4 protein-coding genes and 1 pseudogene are annotated in these 2,958 nt (G+C 65.7%); 1 reads left to right on the top strand and 4 read right to left on the bottom strand.

The genetic code is table 11. The annotated features are described in order from the left end of the window. The 4 genes from ACP5H1_RS08230 to ACP5H1_RS08215 form a co-directional block, all read right to left on the bottom strand. Positions 1 to 453, bottom strand: a 453-nt coding sequence (locus ACP5H1_RS08230; RefSeq protein WP_427973980.1) for a hypothetical protein, incomplete at its 3' end; no start/stop codon positions are given. A gap of 37 nt (positions 454 to 490) precedes the next feature. Continuing rightward, entirely contained in the window at positions 491 to 1,243 is a 753-nt protein-coding gene (locus tag ACP5H1_RS08225; protein WP_427973977.1) for a hypothetical protein, read from the bottom strand. A gap of 5 nt (positions 1,244 to 1,248) precedes the next feature. Then, positions 1,249 to 1,539 carry a hypothetical protein gene (locus tag ACP5H1_RS08220; RefSeq protein ID WP_427973974.1) on the bottom strand — a complete coding sequence of 97 codons (291 nt, stop codon included), beginning with the start codon at positions 1,537 to 1,539 and terminating at the stop codon, positions 1,249 to 1,251. Positions 1,540 to 1,677: 138 nt separating this feature from the next. Continuing rightward, the gene (locus ACP5H1_RS08215; RefSeq protein WP_427973972.1) at positions 1,678 to 2,310 is read right to left on the bottom strand and encodes a DUF973 family protein; all 633 of its coding nucleotides are present in this window, start codon (positions 2,308 to 2,310) and stop codon (positions 1,678 to 1,680) included. 373 nt (positions 2,311 to 2,683) lie between these two features. Between ACP5H1_RS08215 and ACP5H1_RS08210 the strand changes: the two are divergent. After that, positions 2,684 to 2,958 (top strand): annotated as a pseudogene (locus ACP5H1_RS08210) (DMT family transporter); the annotation flags it as partial.

The raw sequence follows: 2,958 nt of genomic DNA, 5'->3' as shown, positions 1-2,958 counted from the left end.
GGGCGCGCCGCCTCCCTCCTTACCGCCCTTGTCTTCCTTGGCGGCCCTGGAGGCCGCCTCGCTGCTCAGCCTCCTCAGCTCATTGATCATGGCCATGGTGACCCTGCTGAGCTCTAACAGGGCCACGCCCATGGCGACGTTCATGCCCGCGCTGCCCTTGCCCTCGGCCTGGGCCAGCCTAGCCATGAGGTCCCTGAACTCGGCCACGAGCCCCGCGCTGGGCCTCGCGCTGATGAAGAAGTAGTGCTCCTCGCCGTCAAAGTTTATGATCCTCCAGTGGGCGCTCATGACGTCGTGGATGGCGTCGTAGCCTATGGCTATGTACTGCTCCATCGCCTCCTTCCTCAGCAACCCCTTCTCCACCTTGAAGTACACGAAGAGGCCTGACTGGACGTTGTCCTCTTGTACCTTGAACCAGCCCGTGAGGCTCGCCTTAGGCTTCCTCTCGCTCACCTCCCCCTCGCCCCCGCGAGCGCGAGGTAGTCGCCGACTATTTTCTTTGCCTGCGCCTTGGCGACATCGAGGCCAGCCTAGAGGCCAACGCCATGGCCTCGTCACAGCCCACGGAGGGCCTGCCGACCACCTCAGCGTAGGCCGCCAGCAGGAGGTCCCTGGGCCCGGCGCCCGCGGCCCCGCGCCGCCCTAGCCTTGAGGCGGCGGAGGCCAGCGCCGACGTCAGGGTCCCCGGGCTCACCGCGCGGCAGAGGGGCGCCGCCTCAACGCCTGGGCGCCGCTGGTCAGGCGACCACGGGAGCCCGTCGAGGACCCCTAGGTCCACGAGCCCGGCCACGGCGCCCCAGTCAGGGAAGTCGAAGCCGTAGACCGCCACGTCCCTGCCTGACGACCTGACGGAGCCTACCTCCCTCAGGCCCAGCACGTCGAAGACCACCTCCTCGGCCTCGACCCTCGGCCCGAGGGACCTGAGAAGCCCCTCGAGCTCCGGCCCAGCCACCGCGACCAGGGACCAGACCAGCGCCGGGCCGCCTCCCCTGAGCGGGCTGCACGACGAAGCCGCCGAGGCCAGCTCGAGCATGGCCCTGCCGGGGTCCGGGGGCCTCGGCCTCGGGGCCGCGAGGCCCCTGGCCCTAGCGGCCGACGTAGTCGCCCTCGCCACCGACACCACGTCGGCGGCCAGGGCCGCGGCGCGGCCGCCCAGGCCAGCCAGCCGCTCGGCCGAGGCCCCCAGCTCAGCGACACACGTGACGGCCTCCTCGACGAGCCTCCTGGCCGTGGCGGCCCTCACGCGGGTCAGGCTACCTGGCGAGGTAAAGTGCCGCGCCGGGCCAGGAGGGCCTCGGCTGCCGCTATCGCTGTTATGGGCGCCGCGAACGCCGCCAGGTACGCCGGGCCACTCACGAGGTAGTAGAAGGAGACCGAGAGGAGCGCGTCGCCGGCCGCCTGGCGTCCCTGGCCAGGAGGACCCTGGCCCCCTTCCCGAAGTACGCCCCTATGGCGTGGCCCATCCTGAGGGCGAAGGCTGGCGTCATCAGCTCCCTCAGTATGCCCCCTCACGCCGTCGGTGCCGAACAGCCTTCTCAAAGCGCTCCCCTAAGCCACGAAGGCCCCGACTTATTAACAATTGGCCCTAGGTCAAGCGATCCTGTCCCTTGACTAGGCCGAGGTTCCTCTTGCCTGTCGTCTAGGGTTTAACTTAGCCGCCTGTCTACATCGCCTTTTTCACGGAGGCCGCGACGTCTGGTTCACAGCTGACGCCTGGGCGGAGGAGGTCAACCTGGACTCTATCTCGCCGAGGCCGACGTAGCTCAGGATGAGCCCTATGAACGGCGTTAGGAAGAGAGGTATCGCGACGAGGGTGCCGCCAACCTTAAGCATGCCGTTGCCATAAGGTGTGCCTACCGCGTACAGACCGACGCCTATGAGGAAGAACCCAACAACAGCTACTATGATGCCAGCAAGGTAGAGCACGAGGCTAGCCGTGATTAAGAACCCCTCGTTATTGAAAAGACTAACGCCTCCCACAAAGGCTCCCACTATAACGATGACGACTCCGACGAGGACGAGGATCACGCCGGTGGACCCACGGCCGGCTCCCTTGACAACGGCCGCCAATTTCTTAAAACTGGCGCGCAGGCTAGAGAAGGCCAGGGCCACGAGCACGAGGGCCACCATGAAGAGCACCCCGGCAGCGACATCCTCTGTCCCGCCTACGCTCGCGTCCGTGTTACCTCCCATCACGAGGGCTGCAATAATGAGGAGCGGCGTCAGCAAAAGATATAGCACGCCCCTCCTAAGCCTCCTGATCCCTTCTAGTTCTTGTTCAAATTTTTCTGTCTCTTCTTGTGTCGACAATCACTACTCACCTATCCAGGTTATGCAAAAAGGTCCTGCTAGTATATATCTGTATTCGGTCAAGGCGCGGGGGCCTGCTTGCTGGGCGAGCTCACAGCCCTTGAGGCCGCACTGATATGGGCCCACGTGAGCGTCTACTACAAGCCCTTTGTACAAAGGGTAGACCCCCTCAGGGTTAACGTGCTCAGGACGCTCTACTTGTTCCTCCTTCGTCCTTGCCCCGGCGCTCCTGCCTGGCCTCTTCAGGCCTGCGGCCCTCTGGGCCATGGCCAGCGGCGCCCTTTTCCCTCGGCCTTGGCGACGTCCTCTACCTCGCGTCCATAGGGGTCGCTGGGGTCTCCGTGGCGGCGCCGTCTCCTACAGGTTCATAATAATGGGGAAGGCCCTCGCGGCGGCAATAGGCGAGAGGCCCACGATCGCCCCTCTCATCGGGGGCCTCATGGTTGTTCTCGGCGTCGCTATGATAAGCAGGGGCCAAGGGGGAGGACGAGCGCCTCAGGGGGTCCTGCCGGCCTTGGGGCTGCAGCCAGCGTGGGCCTCAGGGTGGGTCATGATAAGGCCAGCTGACGTGGGCGGCCTCAACCCAGTCGCATCGGCCTTCCTCAGGGCCTCGACGGCCGGCCTCGTCCTCTCTGGGGTCGCGTACGC

It is taken from the genome of Acidilobus sp. (genome assembly GCF_049973875.1).
In the GTDB taxonomy this organism is placed as follows: domain Archaea; phylum Thermoproteota; class Thermoprotei_A; order Sulfolobales; family Acidilobaceae; genus Acidilobus.
The sequence above is the reverse complement of the archived record's forward strand: the minus strand, read 5'-3'. Positions and strand labels throughout refer to the sequence as shown.